The organism is Streptomyces sp. NPDC002817, from assembly GCF_053592055.1.
On record NZ_JBSFUY010000028.1, the window covers coordinates 12817 to 32836 of the forward strand.

Consider the following 20020-nt stretch of genomic DNA (forward strand, 5'->3'; position numbering starts at 1 on the left):
CCTTCTGTCGAAGCCGACGCGGCAGGTCAGCCACGGAGGCGGGACATGGTGGGGTCGAACAGGGGCTCCTCGGCGACGACGGCCTCGACGCGCTGGTCGAAGTAGCCGATGTGCACGGTGGTGCCCGGGGCGGCGAGTTCGGCGGGGAGCCAGGCGTAGGCGATGCCCTTGCCGATCGTGTAGCCGTAGGAGGCGCTGGTGACGTAGCCGACCGCGCGGTCCCCGTCGTACACCGGCTCCTTGCCCAGGACGACCGCCTGCGGGTCGTCGACGGTGAGGCAGGTCAGCTTGCGCCCCACGTTCTCCTTGCGGCGCTCCAGGGCCTCCCTGCCGATGAAGTCGCCCTTGTCGAGCTTGACGGCGAAGCCGACGCCGGCCTCGTAGGCGTCGTGCTCGTAGGTCATGTCGGTGCCGAAGGAGCGGTAGCCCTTCTCCAGGCGGAGGCTGTTGAAGGCGCCGCGGCCCGCGATGATCCCGCCGAGGGGCCTCGCGGCCTGCCAGAGGGTGTCCCAGAGTTTCTGGCCCTGGTCGGCGGTGGTGTAGAGCTCCCAGCCGAGTTCGCCGACGTAGGACAGGCGCATCGCGGTGACGGGGACGCTGCCGATGTAGGCGCGCTTGGCGCGGAAGTACTTCAGGCCGTCGTTGGTGAAGTCCTCGTCCGTCAGGGGCTGGAGGACCTTGCGGGCCAGTGGGCCCCACAGGCCGATGCAGCAGGTGCCGGGGGTGATGTCGCGGACCTGGACGGTGCCGTCGGCGGGGAGCCGGCGGGTGAGCCAGTCGAGGTCGAGGTTGCCGTTGGCGCCGATCTGGAAGAGGTCGCGGGCGAGGCGGGCGACGGTGATGTCGCTGCGGATGCCGCCGTCGTGGTCCAGCACCAGGGTGTACGTCACCGAGCCGACCGACTTGGCGACCTTGCCGGTGACCAGCCGCTCCAGGAAGTCCGCCGCACCGGGGCCGGCGACCTCCAGGCGCTTGAGGGCCGTCATGTCGTACATCGCGACGGTCTCGCGGGTCACCTGGGCTTCGGCGCCGACGATCGGCGACCAGTACTGCGCGGCCCAGTCGTTGGGCGTGGGGATGGAACGGCCCTCGACCAGGCCCGCGTTGGCCTCGTACCACTGGGGGCGCTCCCAGCCGTTCGCCTCCAGGAAGAAGGCGCCGTGCTCCTCCTGGCGGGCGTAGAAGGGGCTCTTGCGGATCGGGCGCGGGTCACCCGAGGGCTGGAGGGGGTGGAGGATGTCGTAGACCTCGACGAAGTTCTGGCAGTCGCGGGCCAGGACGTACTCCGGGGCGAGCTGGTGCGGCTCGAAGCGGTTGACGTCGCACTCGTGCAGGTCGAAGGACGAGCAGTGGCCGTCGACCAGCCATTCGGCCATGGCCCGGCCGACGCCCGCGGAGTGGGTGACCCAGACCGCCTCGGCGACCCAGAATCCCTTGACGTCCTGGGACTCTCCGAGCAGCGGGAAGTTGTCGGTGGTGAAGGAGAAGAGGCCGTTGATGCCTTCCTCGACCTTGGCGTCCTTCGTCGCGGGGAGGAGGGACTGGGTCTCGGTCCAGGCCGGCTCGAAGTCCTCCTCGGTGAACTTCAGGACGGACGGCATCTCGTCGGCCTCGTCGACGGAGAGGATGTCGTCGGCCGTGATGGGCATCGGGCGGTGGCCGTAGTAGCCGATGCCGATGCCGTCGAAGCGGTCGCGGTAATAGAGGTCGGCGTCCTGGTGGCGCAGGATCGGGCGGACCGCCTCCTCGGTCTGGCCGGCGAGCGCCGGTACCGGGCCGGTCCAGGCGAGCTGGTGGGCGAGTGGGGTCAGCGGGAGGTTCATGCCGGCCATGCGGGCGATCTTCGGGCCCCAGATGCCGGCGCAGCACACGACGATGTCGGCGGGGATCTCGCCCTGGTCGGTGAGGACGCCGGTGACGCGGCCGTCGCTCTGCTGGACGTCGAGGACCTCGTGGCGGGCCAGGAAGCGTACGCCGCGCTCGGTGGCCCGGCGGATCTGCGCCTCGACGGCGAGGACGGCCTTGGCGAGGCCGTCCGTCGGGACCAGCAGCCCGCCGAGGACCTTGTCCCGGTTGACCAGGGGGTGCTGCTCGACGCACTCGTCGGCGCTCAGCAGCCTGCTCTCGACGCCCCAGGCGGTGATCCAGCCGTGCCGGCGCCGCAGCTCCACCAGGCGCTCGGGGGTGGTCGCCACCTCCAGGCCGCCGACCTGGAGGAAGCAGGGCTTGCCGTCCACGTCGAGGGAGCAGAACTTCTCGACCGTGTAGCGGGCCAGCTCGGTCATGGTCTTGGAGGAGTTCGTCTGGAAGACCAGCCCCGGGGCGTGCGACGAGGAACCCCCGGTGGCGGGCAGCGGGCCCTGGTCGACCACGGTCACCTCGGTCCAGCCGCGCGCGGAGATCTCGTCCGCGAGCGCCGCTCCCACGACGCCCGCTCCGATGATGACCACTCGGGGTCCCGCCATCGCCGCACCTCCGGATTGTTGACCAGTCAAGCCGATCGAGTTGCTGTCTGCGCAACGTGATTCAGGTTGCGCAACTCAATGTGCCTTCCGTGCAGGTGGGTGTCAAGGGGGCCGGGACCTCGGAAAACAGGGCGTGACACGGCAATGCCCGGTGGACGGTGCGCGCGGGGTGCGCACCGTCCACCGGGCATGTTCGACCGGTCCTCGACTCCTGGTCCGCCGGGGCTACTTGAGCCAGGCGTCCACCTTGTCGCGGTTGGCCTCGACCCACTTCTTGGCGGCCGCCTCGGGGGTCATCTTGTCGACCGCGATGTACTTCGCCACGAGGTTCTGGTCGTCGTTGGTCCAGTTGAAGTTCTTCACCAGGTCATAGGCGGGGCTGCCGGACTTGGCGAACTTGGCGCTGACGATCTTGTCCAGGTCGTAGACGGGGTAGTCGCAGGCGACCTTCTCCGCGTCGGCGTCGCAGCCGTCCTTGTAGGCGGGCAGCGCGACCTTCTTCAGCGGCACCTCGGAGAGGAACCACTGCGGCTCGTAGAAGTAGCCGATCACCCATTCCTTGTTCTTCTCCGCCTTGCGGAAGGCCTGGATGAGCGCGGTCTCGCTGCCCGCGTACACCACCTTGAAGTCCAGCTTCAGATTCTTCACCAGGGCCTCGTCGTTGGTGACGAACGACGGGTCGCCGTCGAGGAGCTGGCCCTTGCCGCCCGACTCGGAGGTCTTGAACTTCGACGCGTACTTGTTCAGGTTCTTGTAGTCGAGGATGTCGGGGTGCGCCTTGGCCAGCCACGGCGGCACGTACCAGCCGATGATGCCCTTGTTGCCGGTCGAGCCGGCCTCCACGGCGGTCTTCTGGTCGGTGATGTACTTCTTCTTCAGGTCGGGGTGGCCCCAGTTCTCCACGACGGCGTCGACCTCGCCCGTCCCGAAGCCCTGCCAGGCGATCTCTTCCTTCAGGTCCTTGGAGTTGACTTTGCAGCCGAGGTCGTTCTGCGCGACGTAGGCGAGGACGGCCGCGTCCGCCTCGTAGCCGACCCACGGGTTGACCGCGAGGTTGAAGGTGCCGCATTTGCCCGACTCACCGGCCGCCGCGGAGTCGTCGCCGACCTTCGCGCCGCCGCAGGCCGTGAGGGTGAGGCCGAGTATGGCCACGCCGGCCGCGCCGGCCCTCCAGTGTCTTGCCATGGTGAGGTGCTCCTTAAGCGGTGGTGCGGCGAGCCGCTGCCTGAGTGATCCGGTCGAACATGACGCCGAGAAGGACGATGGCGAGCCCCGCGGCGAGCCCCTTCCCGTACAGCTGGGCCTGCGCGAATCCGGCCACGACGTCGTAGCCGAGGGCGCCCGCACCCACGAGGCCGCCCACCACGACCATCGACAGCACGTAGATCAGGCCCTGATTGGTCGCGAGGGTCAGGGCGCTGCGTGCCATCGGCAGCTGGACCTTGGTGATGATCTGCCAGGTGTTGCATCCGGCAGAGGTGGCCGCCTCCACGGTGGTGGCGGGCACGTTCCGCACCCCGTCCGCGATGATCTTCATTGCGACCGGGGCCGCGTAGACGACGGCCGCGACGATCGCCGTGAAGCGGGTCGGGCCGAACAGCGCCAGGAACGGCACGAGATAGACGAACGGCGGCATGACCTGGGCCGCGTCCAGCGTGGGCCGCAGCAGCCGGTCCACGAGCGCGCTGCGTCCCATCCAGACGCCGAAGACGATGCCGAGCAGCATCACGAGCACCGTGGCGACGGCGGTCGACGCCAGGGTCGTCATGGCGTCCGACCACACACCGGTGGCGACGAGCAGGCCCACGCACACCGTCGTGGTGATGCCGGCGCGCGGGCCGCCGAGGACGATGCCGATCCCGATCAGGGCGGCTCCGACGAGCCACCACGGGGAGTCGGTGAGCAGCGACTGGAACGGGTTGAGCAGGCCGTTGGTGATGGCGTCACGGAACGCGTTGGTCAGACCTGACAGGTTGTCCTGCGCCCAGGTGGTGACGTTGTCCGCCCCGCTGCGGATGGCACTGCCCGTGCCCGCCTCGCCGGGGAACTCCGCCGCCCACAGATAGGTGTGCGAGAGGTAGATCAGGACCGCCGTGACCGCCGCGCCGACGCCCAGCAGCGGGCGCCGCCAGGCCAGGAAGCGGTTCTTCGAGCGCCGCGCCTCCTCCGCGCGGGTGCTCGCCGCGGTGGTGACACGGTCCAGCACGATCGCCAGGACGACGATGGCCAGACCCGCGTTGAAGGCGGTGCCGACATCCAGCGACTGGAGTGCCTGCAGGACGGTCTTGCCGAGGCCGGGCGCGTCGATCAGGGCGGCGATGGTCACCATGGCCAGGGCGGCCATGATGGTCTGGTTCACGCCCATCACCACGGTTCGCTTGGACATCGGCAGCAGCACCTTCGTCAGGGACTGCCGTCGGGTGGCGCCGAGCGAGTCGGCCGCCTCGACCGTGGTGTGCGGCACGGAGCGGATGGCGTGCGCGGTGATCCGGATCGTCGGCGGCGCTGCGTAGATCAGCGTGGCGATCGTGGCGGAGGCCGGGCCGATGAGGAAGAACAGGGTCAGCGGGGCCAGGTAGACGAAGGTCGGCATCGTCTGCATGAAGTCCAGGAACGGCGTCAGAATCCGGTTGAACCGGTCGGACAGCCCTGCCCACACACCCAGCGGGATCGCGAACAGCAGCGCCACGAACACCGCGGAGACGGTGAGCGCCAGGGTGTCCATGCTCTCCTGCCACAGGCCCTGCAGGCCCAGGAAGGTGAAGCCGGCCACCGCGAGGAGCGCGACCCGCCAGTTGCCGAGGGCCCAGGAGCCGAAGCCCACGATGCCGACGACGCCGAGCCAGCCGATCTGCGGGACGGGCCGGTCGCCGGTCGGCTGGGAGATCAGCTCCTGTACGAAGGTCACCACGTTGTCGATGACCAGGCGGATCTCGTTGAAGAAGTACAGGAAGAGCGGGTTGGAGTTGCGGTTCGCGCCGATCGAGTCGTTGACGTCGTTGAACCACCGGTGCAGATCGGTCAGGTCGGCCGCTGCCAGAGTGAGGGTCTGCTTGCCGCGCAGCAGGGCGAAGAGAATCAGCCAGACGACGAGGATCGCGGCGATCACCATGGACCGGCTGACCCTGCGCACGGGTTTGACGGGCGCCGGCTCCTCCGCGGCCCCGGTCTTCTCCGGTTTCTCCATGACGACGGTCATTACGCGCCGCCTTCCTGCCCGGCGACCACCGCGAGGATCTCCTCGTCGCCGACGATGCCGAGCAGTTTGCCGTTCTCCACGACCTTGACCGGCTTGTCGGCCGCGAGCACCGCCCGGGTGGCCTCCTTGACCACGACGTCCGGGCCCAGTTCGGGTCCGTCCAGTTCGTCGCCGTCCTCCAGGGGGCGCATGATCCACCGCAGGGTGAGCACGTCGCCGCGCGGCACGTCCTTCACGAACTCGCGTACGTAGTCGTCGGCGGGGGCGCCGACGAGTTCGTCGCCGGTGCCGCACTGGACCATCTTGCCGTCGCGCATGATGAGGATGCGGTCGCCCAGCTTGAGGGCCTCGGAGAGGTCGTGGGTGATGAACACCATCGTCTTGCCGACCTCGTGGTGCAGCCGGATGACCTCGTTCTGCATGTCACGGCGGATCAGCGGGTCGAGCGCGGAGAACGGCTCGTCGAAGAAGAGCACGTCGGGGTCGCCCGCCAACGCCCGCGCGAGGCCCACGCGTTGCTGCATACCGCCGGAGAGCTGGTCGGGGTAGGAGTTCTCGTAGCCCGAGAGGCCGACGAGCTCGACGACCTCCAGGGCCCGCTTGTTCCGCTCGGCCCTGCTCATGCCCCGGATCTCCAGGCCGAACGCCACGTTGTCGACGACACGACGATGGGGCAGCAGACCGAAGTGCTGGAAGACCATGGAGAACTTGCGGCGCCGCAGATCGCGCAGCCGCCTGTCGTCGGCCTTGCGGATGTCCTCGCCCTCGAAGACGACCTCGCCGGCGGTGGGTTCGATCAGCCGGGTGAGACATCGCACCAGCGTGGACTTGCCGGAGCCCGACAGACCCATGACGACGAACACCTCACCGGGCGAGACGTCGAAATGGACGTCGCGTACGGCGGCGGTGCACCCGGTGCGGTCCATGAGCTCACGGCGGGTCAGGCCACGCAGCTCCTCGGAGTCCGGCACCTGGTCCGCCTTCGGCCCGAACACCTTCCACAGCCGGCGCACGGATATGACCGGGGTGGAGCCCGAGTCCTGGGGCGTGCCGCGCCGCGGTGGCACCTCGGTCTGTGTGGTCACGTTCGACCTTCTTTCGGCGTTCAGCCGCTGAACCAGCGCTGCGGCCGGGGTTGGATGTTCTGCCAGATGTGCTTGGGCTCGCGGTACTCGTTCAGGCCGGTCGGTCCCAGCTCCCGGCCCACGCCCGAGTGCCCGAAGCCACCCCATTCCGCTTGCGGCACATAGGGGTGGTAGTCGTTGATCCACACCGTGCCGTGCCGCAACCGCCGGGCGACGCGCTGGGCCTTGCCGGCGTCCTGCGTCCACACGGCTCCGGCGAGTCCGTACTCGGTGTCGTTGGCGATGCGTACGGCGTCGTCCTCGTCGGTGAACCGCTCCACGGTGAGCACGGGTCCGAAGGACTCCTCGTGCACCACCCGCATGTCCTGCCGGCACTCGTCGAGGACGGTCGGCGGGTAGTAGTGGCCGTCCGTGAGGGCCGGGTCGTCGGGGCGCGCACCGCCGCAGCGCAGTACGGCGCCCTCGGCGAGGCCCGCGGCGACGTACGCCTCGACCTTCTCCAGGTGCTGTGCGGAGATCAGCGCTCCGGTCTCCGCGTCCGGATCGAAGGGTCCGCCGAGGCGGATCAGACGGGCGCGGCGGACGACCTCGTCGACGAAGGCGTCGTGCAGGGAGTCCTCGACGATCAGCCGGGCGCCGGCCGAGCAGACCTGCCCGGAGTGCAGGAAGACGGCCGTGAGGGCCATGTCCACTGCCGTCTCGAAGTCGGCGTCGGCGAAGACCACGTTGGGGTTCTTGCCGCCGAGTTCCAGCGCCACCTTCTTCACGCCCGCAGCGGCGGTCGCCATGATGCGCTTGCCGGTCTCCAGGCCTCCGGTGAAGGAGACCATGTCGACGGCCGGGTGCTCGGAGAGCGGTGCGCCCACCTCGGGGCCGGTACCCAGGACGAGATTGGCGGCGCCGGCCGGGATCCCGGCCTCCTCGAGCGCCTTCATCAGCAGGATCGAGGTGGAGGGGGTGAGTTCGCTTGGCTTGAGGACGATCGTGTTGCCGGCCAGGAGGGCCGGGGCGACCTTCCAACTGGCTTGCAGCAGCGGGTAGTTCCACGGAGTGATCAGACCACACACGCCGACCGGCTCGTACACGACACGACTGACGGCGTCGTCGCGGCCGGTGTCGATCGCGCGGCCGGCATCGGTGCCGCCGAGCCCGCCGTAGTAGCGGAAGCAGGAGACGACGTCGGCGATGTCGTACTCGCTCTCCACCAGCCGCTTGCCGGTGTCCAGCGACTCGGCGCGGGCGAACTCCTTGGCGTCGCGCTCGAGGATGTCGGCGGTACGCAGCAGCAGCGCGCCGCGCTCGCGTTCGGGGGTGCCCGGCCAGGGGCCTTCGTCGAAGGCGCGGCGGGCGGCGGCGATCGCCGCTTCGGTGTCGGGGCGTGTCCCTTCCGAGACGGTCGCCGCGAGCGAGCCGTCAGCGGGACATCGGATCTCCCGGTGCCCGCCGGCCACCGGATCCCGCCATTCGCCAGCCACATACAGGTCTGCCACGCGCCGAGCCTTTCAACAGAAATTCGTTGCGCATCATGCACCCAATTGCTTGTGGTGGAACACAGTGGCGAATGTCCGGACAGACGTCAAGGGGTTCGCCTATGACGTTCTCACCTTGAGACCACTTGCCCGACCACCCTTGACCGCGGGCCTCACCGAGCCGACCATGTTGCGTATCGCTCACCTTGTTGTGCAATACGCACCAACGGAGGCCGCACATGTCCCCTCGCCCACAACCAGGCCGTGAGTACGTGCTCACCCTCTCGTGTCCCGACAGCGCCGGACTGGTCCACGCCGTGAGCGGCTTTCTCGTCAGGAACTCCGGAAACATCCTGGAAAGCCAGCAGTTCGACAACCGACTTCAGGGCCGGTTCTTCATGAGGGTCCACTTCGACGTTTCCGACCCGAACGCCGATCTGGAACATCTGCGTTACCGGTTCGGCCCGGTCGCCCAGGCCTACGGGATCACCTGGGCGCTGAGCGACGCGTCGACACCGACCCGGACGCTGATCATGGTGTCCAAGTTCGGGCACTGCCTCAACGATCTGCTGTTCCGCAAGCGCACCGGCGCCCTCAACATCGAGATCCCCGCGATCGTCTCCAATCACCGGGACTTCGAGGGGCTCGCGGAGACCTACGGCATCCCCTTCCACCACGTCCCGGTCACCCGGGACACCAAGGACCAGGCCGAGGCCCGCCTGCTGGAGCTGGTGCGCGACCTGGACATCGACCTGGTCGTGCTGGCCCGGTACATGCAGATCCTCTCCGACGACCTGTGCAAGCAGCTCGAGGGCCGCGCCATCAACATCCACCACTCCTTCCTCCCCAGTTTCAAGGGGGCCCGACCCTACGACCAGGCCTACCAGCGCGGAGTGAAGCTGGTCGGCGCGACGGCGCACTATGTGACCTCGGACCTGGACGAGGGGCAGATCATCGAGCAGGACGTGATCCGGGTGGACCACTCCCTCGACCCCGGCGACCTGGTCACGGTCGGACGCGATGTCGAGGCGCAGGTCCTCGCGCACGCGGTGAAGTGGCACAGCGAGAGCCGGGTGATGGTGGACGACAACCGCACGGTGGTCTTCCGCTGAGCGGCACCGACAAGGGGGCGGGGCCGGATTGCGGCCCCGCCCCCTTCGTATGCGAGTCGTTCAGCCGCCCAGCCGGTCCCGCAGCTCGCGACGCCACCGCTCCGTCTCGGCGATCTGGTTGAACGTGAACAGGTGCAGACCGGCCACGCCCGCCGAGGGCGCGGTGAGGGCCTGTTCGGCCCGGGTCAGCAGCCGTTCGGGCGCGTACCCGCCGGGTGCCGCGAACCGCACGAACCACGAGGCGTGCTTCGTCAGGAAGCGCGTCGACTCCCCCACTCCGATCTTCGTCGCCATGGCCAGCAGCTTGGCCCGCTGCACGGGCCCTGCGACGCCCACGTGCACGGGCAGGGTGACATCACGGCGCCGCAGCCGGGCGATCCACTCCCCCAGGACCCGCGGATCGAAGCAGAGGTTGCTCACGACGTAGGTGGCGTGCTCACGCTTGTCCCACATCGACTGGATGGTGATGTCGTCGTGGATGAGGGGATGGCTCTCGGGATAGCCGGTGACGCCGACCCGTGCGAACGGGCTGCCCAGCTCGCCCAGTGCCCGCAGCACCGGCAGCGCGCCCTCGTAGGCGCCGGCGGGCGGATCGGCGTCTCCTGCCGGGACGAAGACGTCCTCGACCCCGCACTCACGCAGCCGGTCGGCGACCTCTTTCAGGTGGACCTCGTCGCGCAGCAGCCGCGCGGGCACGTGCGGGACCACACGGTGGCCGTGCGCCGCGAGCCGCTCGGTCAGGGCGAGCGTCGGCTCCAGGCCTTTGACCGGCGACGCCGTCACGGTGACGACGACGTCGCGCGGCACATGGGCGAGGACCTTGTCCTCGGTCGCCCTGGCGGGCAGCACCTCGTAGCGGACGCTGTCCAGCAGCGCCCGTAGCCCTGTGGCGGCCAACGTCTATCCCGCCTGCTTCTGGGCGTCGCGGTGGCGGTAGAACGCGGCCTTCGAGGGCGCGAGCGGCTCCTTGCCGAGGATCAGGTCGGCGGCCTTCTCGGCGACCATCATCACCGGGGCGTAGATGTTGCCGTTGGTGACGTACGGCATCACCGACGCGTCGACGACCCGCAGGCCCTCCACACCGTGCACACGCATGCTGGTGGGGTCGACGACGGACATCTCGTCGGTGCCCATCTTGCAGGTACAGGAAGGGTGCAGCGCCGTCTCGCCGTCCTTGGCGACCCAGGCGAGGATCTCCTCGTCGCTCTCCACCGACGGTCCGGGCGAGACCTCTCCGTCGTTGAAGGGGGCGAGCGCGGGCTGGTTGAGCAGCTTGCGGGCGACCCGGATCGCCTCGACCCATTCGCGGCGGTCCTGCTCGGTGGAGAGGTAGTTGAAGCGCAGGGCCGGGTGTTCGCGCGGATCCTTGCTCTTGAGCTTCACCGAGCCGATGGCGTCGGAGTACATGGGCCCGACGTGCACCTGGTAGCCGTGGCCGCCCGCGGGCACGGAGCCGTCGTAGCGGACCGCGATCGGCAGGAAGTGGAACATCAGGTTGGGGTAGTCCACGTCCTCGTTGCTGCGGGCGAAGCCGCCGGCCTCGAAGTGGTTGGTGGCGGCCGGGCCCTTGCGGAAGAGCCACTGCAGGCCGATGAAGGGGGCGCGCCACTTCGCCAGGTAGGGCTGCATGGAGACGGGCTGTTTGCAGGCGTACTGGATGTACACCTCCAAGTGGTCCTGCATGTTCTCGCCGACTCCCGGGAGGTCGTGGACGACGTCGATGCCGAGGGCGCGCAGTTCCTCGGCGTTGCCGACGCCGGAGAGCTGGAGCAGCTGCGGGGAGTTGATGGCGCCGCCGCACAGGATGACTTCCTTGGCGCGGACCTGCTGGGGGGCGCCCTTGCCGCGCTGGTACTCGACGCCGACGGCCTTCTTGCCCTCGAACAGGACGCGGGTGACCAGGGCGCGGGTCTTGACGGTGAGGTTGGGGCGCTTGCGCACGGGCTTGAGGTACGCCTTGGAGGCCGACAGCCGGCGTCCGCGGTGGACGTTGCGGTCGAACTTGGCGAAGCCCTCCTGCCGGTAGCCGTTGACGTCGTCCGTGGGGGCGTACCCGGCCTCCTCGGTGGCCTTCTGGAAGGCGGTGAACAGCGGGTTGGTGGCCGGGCCGCGTTCGAGGACGAGGGGGCCGTCGTGGCCGCGGAACTCGTCGTCCGGGTCGGCGGCGAGACAGTTCTCCATCCGCCGGAAGTAGGGCAGACAGTGCGCGTAGTCCCAGGTCTCCATGCCGGGGTCGGCCGCCCAGCGTTCGTAGTCCAGGGGGTTGCCGCGCTGGAAGATCATGCCGTTGATGCTGCTGGAGCCGCCCAGCACCTTGCCGCGGGCGTGGTAGACGCGGCGGCCGCCCATGTGGGGCTCGGGCTCGGACTCGTACTTCCAGTCGTAGAACCGGCTGCCGATGGGATACGTCAGCGCCGCGGGCATCTGGATGAAGACGTCCCACGGGTAGTCGGACCGGCCGGCCTCCAGAACCAGCACCCGGTTCGCCGGGTCCGCGGAGAGCCTGTTCGCCAGTGCGCTGCCGGCCGATCCGCCGCCGACGATGACGAAGTCGTATTGCAGGGGAGCCATGGTGCCTCGTCTCGCTCGCGCCGTAGATATGCGAGGCATGCTAGCGCCGTAGCGTTATACGCACCAGGTTGCGAACCGCGCAACTTCGGGGACGTTGTTTCGGTGCCGTTACTTGCAGTCGTGTTGTTTACTACGCGTATAGTTTCACTGTGAGCAACTACAGCACTGACACAGAAACCTCGAATTCACAAGCCGGCGGCGTGCAGTCCGTGGACCGTGCCATCAGCGTTCTGGAGATCCTCGCTCAGCGTGGCGAGGCGGGCGTCAGTGAGGTGGCGGGTGAGATCGACGTCCACAAGTCCACCGCGTTCCGCCTGCTCGGCGCCCTGGAGGCGCGCGGTCTGGTGGAGCAGGCGGGCGAGCGCGGCAAGTACCGCCTCGGCTTCGGGATCGTGCGGCTGGCCGGCGCGGTGACCGGGCGTATCGACATCACCCAGCAGGGCCGCCCGATCTGCGAGCGTCTCGCCGAGGAGATCGGCGAGACCGTCAACATCGCGGTCATGCAGGAGCACTACGCGATCAACCTGTACCAGGTGCGCGGTCCGGGAGCCATCACCGCGCACAACTGGGTCGGCCAGCTGACCCCGCTGCACGCCACGTCCAGCGGCAAGATCCTGCTGGCCCACATGGCGACCAAGGAGCGCACGACGCTGCTGACCGAGACCGGCATGAAGAAGGTCACCGCGCGGACCATCACCGCGAAGACGAAGCTCGAGAAGAACCTGGCCGACGCCCGGGAGCGCGGCTACGCCTTCACCCTCGAGGAGCTGGAGATCGGCCTGCACGCCATGGCCGCCCCGGTCCGCAACCGCGACGGCGAGGTCATCGCCGCACTCAGCGCCTCCGGACCCGCGTACCGCTTCACCGAGGAGCGTCTGCACGAGCTCTCCCCGGTGCTCCTCAAGGGCGCCGAGGAGATCAGCCACCGGATGGGTTACCTGGGCTGAGTCACCCCAGGGGCGTGCCCAGACGCTCGTTCACCCAGTCGTGGAAGGCACCGATGTGGTGCTCACTGGGTACCAGTACGCCGCCCTTGGCGTACATCCGGGAGCTCATCCCGGGCTGTGTGCGCTCGCACGCGTCGAAGTCCTGCCGGTTGACCCGGTCGAAGAGTTCCACGGACCGGCTGACGTCCTTGCCGCTCTCGACGACGTGCGGAAGGTAGAGCCAGTCGCACTCGACGATCGTGCGGTCGACGGACACCGGGTACATCCGGTGGAAGATCACATGGTCGGGGACGAGGTTGATGAACACCTGCGGCCTGACGGTGATCGCGTAGTAACGCCGGTCCTGCTCCTCCGCCACCCCCGGAATGCGGTCCAGGCCCTCCGAGCCGTCCACGGTGAAACCCTGGACCTCCTCACCGAACTCCGCGCCGTGGCCCACGTAGTACTGCGCCGCGTAACCGTCCGCGAACTCGGGGAGCACCTCGGTGAGTTCGGGGTGGATGGTCGCGCAGTGGTAGCACTCCATGAAGTTCTCGATGATGAGCTTCCAGTTGGCCTTCACGTCATAGACGATGCGCTTGCCGACCGAGAGACTGTCGATGTCGTAGCGCTCGATCGACTCCACGTCGCCGAGACGGGAGACGACCTCGCCGATGACGTCCTCCTCGAAGGACGGCGGGTTCTCCGCGAGGCACACCCACACATAGCCCAGCCATTCACGCACGGCCACGCTCACCAGGCCGTACTCGGTACGGCCGACGTCGGGCATCTTGGTGAGGTTGGGCGCCGCGACGAGCTTGCCGTCGAGGCCGTAGGTCCAGGCGTGGTACGGGCACTGGAAGGCCCGCTTGACCTCGCCGGCCTCCTCCGTGCAGAGCTTGGCGCCGCGGTGCCGGCAGACGTTGAAGTAGGCGCGGACGGAGTTGTCACGCGCCCGGGTGACGAGGATGCTCTCGCGGCCGACGTCGACGGTGCGGAAGGCGCCGGGCCTGGCCAGTTCGGACGCGCGCGCGACACAGAACCACATGGTCTCGAATATGCGCTCCTGCTCCTGCGCGAAGATCTGCGGATCCGTGTAGGAGGAGCCGGGGAGGGTGGCGATCAGGCTGTCCGGCAGACCGGTCGAGGTCACAGGGCACTCCTCGGAGAACGTCATGGAGGGGTCATTCACGCGCCGGGAAGAGCGACTCCGGACGGTGTTGTGTATGGAGCAACGCTGCGTGCCATATGCAACCGCAGCATGGGATGTCTCGGAGGTGGTGTCAAGAGCCCGCGGCGGCGAGCTGCTTGCGCCAGCGCGTGAACAGCCGCGGCTGGTTCATGCCGAGCACGGCGACCGGATCTCCGGCGCGCCGGTAGACGGCCAGCACGTCACGGTCGTCCGCGGCACCCGCCTCGATCGTCACGCTGTCGGCACCCGCCGCGTGTCCGACGAACTGGATCTTCACGCCGTACTGGTCGGACCAGAAGTACGGCGGCCGGGGCACACCCGGTTCCACCGCGCCGCCCGCCAGGAGCGTGGCGATCGCTGCGTCGGGCCGCTCCCGGGCGCCGGTCCAGTGCTCGACACGGCGGTGGAAGCCCGCGCGCGGGTCGTACCAGTTGGCGCAGTCACCGACCGCGACCACCCCGGCCAGGGTGGTGCGTCCGTCGGCACCGCACTTGACGCCGTTGTCGAGCTCGACGCCGGATCCCGCCAGCCACTCGACGCACGGGCTCGCGCCCACGCCGACGACGACGATGTCGGCCGGGACGCTGCGGCCGTCCTCGAGCAGGACGGCGTCGACCCGGCTCTCCCCGCTCAGCCCCTTGACCCCCACGCCGCACAACAGCCGTACGCCGTGGTCGGCGTGGAGGGCGGAGACGACGGCGCCCATGGTCTCCCCGAGGGGCGCGGCGAGCGGCGTCGGGGCCACCTCGACGACGGTCACGTCCAGACCGAGGGCGTACGCCGTGGAGGCGACCTCCGCGCCGATGAAGCCGCCGCCGATCACCACCAGCCGTCCGCCGCGGGCCAGTCCGTCCCGCAGGGCGCGGGCGTCGTCCAGGGTGCGCAGGGTGTGCACTCCCGCCAGGCCCTCGGAGCCGGGAAGGGTGCGGGCCGCGGCGCCGGTCGCGATCACGATGCCGTCGGCGCGCACCTCACGTCCGTCGGCGAGCCGGACCGCGCGGTCCGTACGGTCGAGTCCGACGGCGCGGGTGCCGAGCAGCCATTCCGCCCGCAGGTCCTCGTCACCGGCCTCCAGGGAGAGTTCGGTCTCACCGAGGGCGCCGGCCAGGAACTCCTTGGAGAGCGGGGGCCGGTCGTAGGGCCGGTGGAGCTCGTCCCCGATGACGACGAGCCGCCCGTCGTAGCCCTGCTTGCGCAGTGAGCGCGCCGCCGACAGACCGGCCAGCGAGGCGCCGACCACGGCGACGGTCCTCACGCGGGACCCCCGGCGAGCCGGGCAGATATGCAGGGCGGGAGGTTGGGCGCCGCCGTGGACACCCGGACGTAGACCATGCCGTCCTCGACGAAGACCTCGTGCGTCCGGACCGGCAGCTTGGCCGGCGGGGCGTCGACCGCTCCGGTCCTCAGGTCGAACTTCGAGGCATGCAGCGGGCATTCCACCTCGCAGCCCTCCAGCCAGCCGTCGGCGAGCGAGGCGTCCTGGTGGGTGCAGGTGTCGTCGATGGCGAAGAGCTCGCCGTCGTCGGTGTGGAACACCGAGAATGGCGGATCTGTGTCGAGCCGGTGGGCCTCACCTCGCGGGAGATCCGCGAGACGGCACGCGGGAATCATCATGACACCTCGGTGCGTATAGCGAAACGGATTGCGGTAAGCGCAACATCAGTCTGGGGTCGGCCAGAAACCTTGTCAAGGCATTCAGAGAGCACTGTGAGCCGTTCATCTTGTTGCGTAAAACAGAACCAAGTTCACATAGAACAACAGCAGCCCGCCGTATCGGCTCGCGGCAACCGCGAGCCGATACGGCGGGTCCATACGGGCATATAAGGGATGTCCGCGGGCGTCAGAAACCGCGGTCGATCCACTCCTGCAGATGCGGAGCCTCGGCGGCGACGGTGGTCGTGTCCCCGTGTCCGGTGTGCACGACGGTCTCGCCGGGGAGCGTGAGCAGCCGGTCCCGGATCGAGTCGACGATGGTGGGGAAGTGGCTGTACGACCGTCCCGTCGCCCCGGGCCCACCGGCGAACAGCGTGTCGCCGCTGAACAGCGCCGCCAGGGCGGGGGCATGGAGGCAGACCGCACCCGGGGCGTGCCCGGGGGTGTGCAGCACGGTCAGTTCGACGCCGGCCACCGCGAGCACCCAGCCGTCGGCCAGTTCACCGTCGGGCGAGCGGTCTGGGTGGGTCTGCTTCCACAACGGCAGGTCGTCCGGGTGGAGCAGGATCGGGGCGCCGGTGCGCTCCGCGAGCGCGGGCGCCGCGTCGATGTGGTCGTTGTGCGCGTGGGTGCACACGATCGCCCGCAGGGTGCGTCCGCCGACGGCCGCCGCGATGGCCTCGGCGTCGTGCGCGGCGTCGATGACGATCACCTCATGGTCGTCGCCGACGATCCACACGTTGTTGTCGACGTCCCAGGTACCGCCGTCCAGCGAGAACGTGCCCGAGGTGACGAGGTGTTCGATGCGGGCCGCCATCAGAACACCACCACCGAGCGCAGGACGTCGCCGCCGTGCATCCGCTCGAAGGCCTTCTCTACCTCGTCGAGGGCGATGGTCTCCGTGACGAAGGCGTCCAGGTTCAGGCGGCCCTGCAGATAGAGGTCGACGAGCATCGGGAAGTCACGGGAGGGCAGGCAGTCGCCGTACCAGGAGGACTTCAGCGAACCGCCGCGGCCGAAAACGTCCAGGAGGGGGAGTTCGAGCTTCATCTCCGGAGTGGGCACGCCGACGAGAACGACGGTGCCGGCGAGGTCGCGGGCGTAGAAGGCCTGCTTGTACGTCTCGGGGCGGCCGACCGCCTCGATGACGACGTCGGCGCCGAAGCCGCCGGTCAGCTCACGGATCGCCTCGACCGCGTCGGCGTTCCTGGAGTTGACGGTGTGGGTCGCACCCAGCTTCTTGGCGGTCTCCAGCTTGTTGTCGTCGATGTCGACGGCGATGATCCGCGCCGCGCCCGCGAGGCTGGACCCCACGACCGCCGCGTCCCCGACCCCGCCGCAGCCGATCACCGCGACCGTGTCACCGCGTCCGACGTTGCCGGTGTTGATGGCGGCGCCGATGCCCGCCATCACCCCGCATCCCAGCAGGCCCACGGCGGCCGCCGACGCGGCGGGGTCCACCTTCGTGCACTGCCCCGCAGCCACCAGCGTCTTTTCGGCGAACGCCCCGATACCCAGCGCCGGTGACAGCTCGGTGCCGTCGAGCAAGGTCATCTTCTGCTTCGCGTTGTGGGTGTTGAAGCAGTACCACGGCCGGCCGCGCAGACACGCCCGGCACTGCCCGCACACCGCGCGCCAGTTGAGGATCACGAAGTCACCGGGGGCGACATCCGTGACGCCCTCCCCCACCGCCTCCACCACGCCCGCCGCCTCATGGCCCAGCAGGAAGGGGAAGTCGTCGTTGATGCCGCCCTCGCGATAGTGCAGATCGGTGTGGCAGACCCCGCAGGCCTCGACCTTCACCAGCGCCTCGCCCGGCCCCGGGTCGGGCACGATGATCGTCTCCAGGCTGACGGGGGCGCCCTTGCCCCGCGCGACAACAGCACGCACCTGGTGCGTCATGGCCACTCCTCGGCTGGTCGAGACTCGAATCAGATGTTGCTCATTACGGCACTCATCTCATGTGCCGCAACACAGCATCATGCAGCACCGAGCGGCGGTCAAGGCACGCGACGGGGGTTATGGCGGCCGTACGGCTTCGTCGTCGAGCAGCGCGAATACGAACGGGGCCGTGGCCGCACATGTCGGCTCACGACCCCGCAGAGCACGGGTCCCTGTGGTTTCGGCGGGCGGAGGGTGTCGCGTGCTCCGCGGAGGGTGAGGCGGGTCATGGCGCAGATCCCGGGTGAGCGGGACCCGGGATGAAGAGGGCTGCCGCGAGGATGGTGAGGTTGTGCAGTCCGGTGAGTGCGCCGCCCTTGCCGCCGCCGATGAGCACTCGGCGAAGCTGCCGGCCTCTGGGTTCCGAGTTCGGGGCGCTGCCGCTCCCCCTCCGGCCAGAAGTGTTGAACTTCCGGCCGGAGCAGCGGCAGGCCGGTGACCTGCTGAGCCCGCTTGCGGCTACGCGGCCGAGCCGAAGTCCTGCGTCCAGTAGTAGCCCGGCTGGGCCAGGCCGATACCGATCTCCTTGAAGCCGCAGTTGAGGATATTGGCCTTGTGACCGGAGCTGTTCATCCAGCCGTCCATGACGCTCTCGGGAGTGTTGTACCCGTAGGCGACGTTCTCGCCCGCCGACCTGAACTTGTATCCGACGCGAGCGAGCCGGTCACTCATGGACGACCCGTCGGAACCGGTGTGGGACATGTTCTCGTGATCGGCCATGTCCTGGCTGTGGTCCTGAGCGGCCTTGGTGAGCTTGGCGTTCTCGGTCAGCGGCGCACAACCCACCTTTTCGCGCTCGGCGTTGACGAGAACCAGCACACGATCCGTGGGTCCGGGATCGGCGCTGCCGGCGGAGGGGCTGGGGGCGCTGCTGGAGCTTGTGGCCTTCGGCGAGGCCGAGGGCGAGGTGGACTCGTCGGGCGAGTCGGGGGTGGGCGTGACGGACGGGCTGCTGGATACCGACGGCGACGCGCTCGGGGTGGCACTGGAGGGAGAGGCCCCCGGGGCGCCGGACGGAGCGGACGTGGCGGAGGTGCCCGAGGCGGACGCGGACGCGACCGGCGACGCCGAGGGCGTCGGATCGGCCACGGGATCCGACTTGCCCCATCCCCACCAGGGGAACGAGACGACCCGCCAGCCTCCCAGCCCGCCACCGCTCGCCTGGGCGACCGAAGGAACACCCACAGCGCCCACAACCACCACGGCGACCGCGGCACCGGCTATTTTCTGGCGCTTCGATTTCTGACGGTGCTTGCTCATACGTGGCCTCATTCGGTGATACGGAATTCTGCAGCAGAAAGCGGCACCCCGTATCGAGATCGGGTGCTCACAGCGGCTCGCCTCGGCCCTGGCGAGCCCGGTCATTATGGGGATCACCCAGCACACCGAGCAACGAACGCCCCTGCACCTGACGGGTGTTGGCGCGATGGACCCTCGCGAGCCGAGGGATCGCCGTTCGCACGTCCCCCTGCAACGCCCGACCCACTCGCGACCAGCCCGGAAGGGCTCCTCCGCAACCGCGATCACCGGCCTCACGGAGCAGGCGAATTTAGCCGTTCACGGCGACAAGCTCCCGATTCGGCTTCAAAAGAACACAGTTATTACCTTCGGTAACCAGTCAATCGATGCCATCGAGCGCAATTCCGGCGTGACGCACCTCACTTCAATGCAAAGTGTGAGACCGACGGCAACCTTTCGGCTCCCCGTGGCGACCAGGAACCAGCTCGCACTGCACCTTCCAGGAGTCACCTATGAGTTCGCGATCACCGCTTCGGCTACCAGCCGTCAGCTCTTCTTCAGCTCCTCGGCGAGCATCACAAGGATGCCGCTGGGACCACGGAGGTATGTGAGCTTGTAGATGTCCTCATAGGTCGCCACACCGCGAAGCGGACGGCATCCGTGCTTTGCCGCCGCCTCGAGGGCTTTGTCGATGTCGTCGACCGAGAAGGCGACGCGATGCATGCCGATCTCGTTGGGAAGAGTCGGCTCCGTCTCGATCGCTTCGGGGTGGATGTACTCGAAGAGCTCAAGACGGCCCTGACCGTCCGGCGTCTGGAGCATCGCGATGTCGGCGTGATTGCCATCGAGGCCGACGGCGGTGTCGGTCCACTCACCACTGACCGTGTCACGGCCGAGGACCGTGAGGCCGAGGTCGGTGAAAAAGGCGATCGTTGCTTCGAGGTCACGGACGGCGATGCCGACGTTCTCAAGTTTGATGGCCATGCGTCGAATGCTACCGAGCCGGGCTGACAATCCGCTCTTCGACCGCCGTCCTGAAAGCGCGAGGCCGGCCGCGTCGCTCTGTCCTCTCGGACTCGGTGCGGGTCGGACTCGGTGCGGGTCCTGACATCTGTCAGGGACCGTGGGGGCCGACTGCGCTCTACGTTGCTGTGCGCACCCCCTCTGT

17 protein-coding genes are annotated in these 20020 nt (G+C 68.7%); 3 read left to right on the plus strand and 14 right to left on the minus strand.

Translation table 11 applies throughout. The features are described 5' to 3' along the window. Window positions 1-26 precede the first annotated feature (26 nt). The 5 genes from ACWD3I_RS36650 to ACWD3I_RS36670 all read right to left on the minus strand — a co-directional run bounded on the left by ACWD3I_RS36650 (window position 27) and on the right by ACWD3I_RS36670 (window position 8239). Window positions 27-2465, minus strand: a complete 2439-nt coding sequence (locus ACWD3I_RS36650; protein ID WP_365412162.1) for a GcvT family protein — start codon at window positions 2463-2465, stop codon at window positions 27-29. A gap of 225 nt (window positions 2466-2690) precedes the next feature. Beyond that, window positions 2691-3650 carry an ABC transporter substrate-binding protein gene (locus tag ACWD3I_RS36655; protein WP_365412165.1) on the minus strand — a complete coding sequence of 320 codons (960 nt, stop codon included), beginning with the start codon at window positions 3648-3650 and terminating at the stop codon, window positions 2691-2693. A 13-nt stretch (window positions 3651-3663) separates the two neighbouring features. After that, window positions 3664-5664: an ABC transporter permease gene (locus ACWD3I_RS36660; RefSeq protein WP_365412167.1), complete on the minus strand. Its 2001-nt coding sequence runs from the start codon at window positions 5662-5664 to the stop codon at window positions 3664-3666. Beyond that, complete coding sequence (locus ACWD3I_RS36665) at window positions 5664-6749, minus strand: quaternary amine ABC transporter ATP-binding protein (protein ID WP_365412170.1); 1086 nt, start codon at window positions 6747-6749, stop codon at window positions 5664-5666. Before ACWD3I_RS36665 ends, ACWD3I_RS36660 begins: the two co-directional genes overlap by 1 nt. A gap of 20 nt (window positions 6750-6769) precedes the next feature. After that, on the minus strand, window positions 6770-8239 hold the full coding sequence (locus ACWD3I_RS36670; RefSeq protein ID WP_365412173.1) for an aldehyde dehydrogenase family protein: 1470 nt from the start codon (window positions 8237-8239) through the stop codon (window positions 6770-6772). Between the two features lie 218 nt (window positions 8240-8457). On the opposite strand from ACWD3I_RS36670, the gene purU reads away from it, so the two are divergent. Then, window positions 8458-9330 carry a formyltetrahydrofolate deformylase gene (gene purU / locus ACWD3I_RS36675; RefSeq protein ID WP_046263185.1) on the plus strand — a complete coding sequence of 291 codons (873 nt, stop codon included), beginning with the start codon at window positions 8458-8460 and terminating at the stop codon, window positions 9328-9330. A 60-nt stretch (window positions 9331-9390) separates the two neighbouring features. Here the strand turns inward: purU and ACWD3I_RS36680 are convergent, their stop codons facing one another. Next, a complete protein-coding gene (locus tag ACWD3I_RS36680) occupies window positions 9391-10227 on the minus strand; it encodes a methylenetetrahydrofolate reductase (protein ID WP_365412176.1) in 837 nt (278 codons plus the stop codon). Between the two features lie 3 nt (window positions 10228-10230). Next, entirely contained in the window at window positions 10231-11901 is a 1671-nt protein-coding gene (betA, locus tag ACWD3I_RS36685; RefSeq protein ID WP_365412179.1) for a choline dehydrogenase, read from the minus strand. 200 nt (window positions 11902-12101) lie between these two features. Here betA and ACWD3I_RS36690 point away from each other — a divergent pair, with 200 nt between their 5' ends. Continuing rightward, window positions 12102-12848 carry an IclR family transcriptional regulator gene (locus ACWD3I_RS36690; protein WP_365412181.1) on the plus strand — a complete coding sequence of 249 codons (747 nt, stop codon included), beginning with the start codon at window positions 12102-12104 and terminating at the stop codon, window positions 12846-12848. A 1-nt stretch (window position 12849) separates the two neighbouring features. Here ACWD3I_RS36690 and ACWD3I_RS36695 read toward each other — a convergent pair whose 3' ends face one another. From ACWD3I_RS36695 to ACWD3I_RS36720, 6 genes are all read right to left on the minus strand, one after another. Beyond that, window positions 12850-13980: an aromatic ring-hydroxylating oxygenase subunit alpha gene (locus ACWD3I_RS36695; RefSeq protein ID WP_365412184.1), complete on the minus strand. Its 1131-nt coding sequence runs from the start codon at window positions 13978-13980 to the stop codon at window positions 12850-12852. Window positions 13981-14110: 130 nt separating this feature from the next. Next, on the minus strand, window positions 14111-15274 hold the full coding sequence (locus ACWD3I_RS36700) for an NAD(P)/FAD-dependent oxidoreductase (RefSeq protein WP_365412186.1): 1164 nt from the start codon (window positions 15272-15274) through the stop codon (window positions 14111-14113). Further along, window positions 15271-15633 (minus strand): bifunctional 3-phenylpropionate/cinnamic acid dioxygenase ferredoxin subunit, encoded by a 363-nt coding sequence (locus ACWD3I_RS36705; RefSeq protein ID WP_365412188.1) that lies wholly within the window; start codon window positions 15631-15633, stop codon window positions 15271-15273. The genes ACWD3I_RS36700 and ACWD3I_RS36705 overlap by 4 nt, the downstream gene beginning before the upstream one ends. Window positions 15634-15859: 226 nt before the next feature. After that, the gene (locus ACWD3I_RS36710; RefSeq protein ID WP_365412191.1) at window positions 15860-16489 is read right to left on the minus strand and encodes an MBL fold metallo-hydrolase; all 630 of its coding nucleotides are present in this window, start codon (window positions 16487-16489) and stop codon (window positions 15860-15862) included. Continuing rightward, complete coding sequence (locus tag ACWD3I_RS36715) at window positions 16489-17574, minus strand: S-(hydroxymethyl)mycothiol dehydrogenase (RefSeq protein WP_451084280.1); 1086 nt, start codon at window positions 17572-17574, stop codon at window positions 16489-16491. The genes ACWD3I_RS36710 and ACWD3I_RS36715 overlap by 1 nt, the downstream gene beginning before the upstream one ends. A 498-nt stretch (window positions 17575-18072) precedes the next feature. Beyond that, window positions 18073-18432 carry a CAP domain-containing protein gene (locus ACWD3I_RS36720; protein ID WP_365396889.1) on the minus strand — a complete coding sequence of 120 codons (360 nt, stop codon included), beginning with the start codon at window positions 18430-18432 and terminating at the stop codon, window positions 18073-18075. Between the two features lie 7 nt (window positions 18433-18439). On the opposite strand from ACWD3I_RS36720, the gene ACWD3I_RS36725 reads away from it, so the two are divergent. Then, window positions 18440-18859, plus strand: a complete 420-nt coding sequence (locus ACWD3I_RS36725) for a hypothetical protein (RefSeq protein ID WP_365396886.1) — start codon at window positions 18440-18442, stop codon at window positions 18857-18859. Between the two features lie 539 nt (window positions 18860-19398). On the opposite strand, the gene ACWD3I_RS36730 is transcribed toward ACWD3I_RS36725, so the two are convergent. Beyond that, window positions 19399-19836: a VOC family protein gene (locus ACWD3I_RS36730; RefSeq protein ID WP_365396883.1), complete on the minus strand. Its 438-nt coding sequence runs from the start codon at window positions 19834-19836 to the stop codon at window positions 19399-19401. Window positions 19837-20020 lie beyond the last annotated feature (184 nt).

Bases quoted from the DNA above. Each gene is read 5' to 3' on its own strand.
- ACWD3I_RS36650 (WP_365412162.1), bottom strand. From the start codon at position 2,465: ATGGCGGGACCCCGAGTGGTCATCATCGGAGCGGGCGTCGTGGGAGCG.
- ACWD3I_RS36655 (WP_365412165.1), bottom strand. From the start codon at position 3,650: ATGGCAAGACACTGGAGGGCCGGCGCGGCCGGCGTGGCCATACTCGGC.
- ACWD3I_RS36660 (WP_365412167.1), bottom strand. From the start codon at position 5,664: ATGACCGTCGTCATGGAGAAACCGGAGAAGACCGGGGCCGCGGAGGAG.
- purU (WP_046263185.1), top strand. From the start codon at position 8,458: ATGTCCCCTCGCCCACAACCAGGCCGTGAGTACGTGCTCACCCTCTCG.
- betA (WP_365412179.1), bottom strand. From the start codon at position 11,901: ATGGCTCCCCTGCAATACGACTTCGTCATCGTCGGCGGCGGATCGGCC.
- ACWD3I_RS36705 (WP_365412188.1), bottom strand. From the start codon at position 15,633: ATGATGATTCCCGCGTGCCGTCTCGCGGATCTCCCGCGAGGTGAGGCC.
- ACWD3I_RS36710 (WP_365412191.1), bottom strand. From the start codon at position 16,489: ATGGCGGCCCGCATCGAACACCTCGTCACCTCGGGCACGTTCTCGCTG.
- ACWD3I_RS36715 (WP_451084280.1), bottom strand. From the start codon at position 17,574: ATGACGCACCAGGTGCGTGCTGTTGTCGCGCGGGGCAAGGGCGCCCCC.
- ACWD3I_RS36730 (WP_365396883.1), bottom strand. From the start codon at position 19,836: ATGGCCATCAAACTTGAGAACGTCGGCATCGCCGTCCGTGACCTCGAA.